The organism is Streptococcus sp. 2154 (assembly GCF_013277255.1).
GTDB classification, from domain to species: Bacteria; Bacillota; Bacilli; order Lactobacillales; family Streptococcaceae; genus Streptococcus; species Streptococcus pseudopneumoniae.
In genome coordinates this window covers 1-263 of record NZ_VMMK01000037.1, presented here as the reverse complement: position 1 = coordinate 263, position 263 = coordinate 1, and the positions used below count along the sequence as shown (strand labels likewise).

Annotated in this window: 1 protein-coding gene; it reads right to left on the bottom strand. The window is 47.9% G+C overall.

Annotation, left to right across the window (positions count from 1 at the left end):
- Window positions 1-263: DUF1542 domain-containing protein (locus HT693_RS07150; protein WP_172925069.1), on the bottom strand; the 263-nt coding region annotated here is incomplete at both ends.

Genomic DNA, 263 nt, shown 5'->3' with positions numbered 1-263 from the left:
CTTAGCTGCTGCTTTTTCTGCATCTGAAAGATTAGCGTTCGCATCAATCTCGGCTTCTTTTTCCTTAAGCTTAGCTGCTACTGCTTCCTTAGCTTTGTCCTTAGCCACTGGATTAACTGCTGCTACTGCGGCAATTCCGTCTGCTTGCGCTTTGTCCACGCCTGCTTGGTCGTTTGCTGCGTCAATGGCTTGGATAGCTTTGTCCGCTGCCGCTTTAGCTTGTTTCTTAGCTGCTGCTTTTTCTGCATCTGAAAGATTAGCGT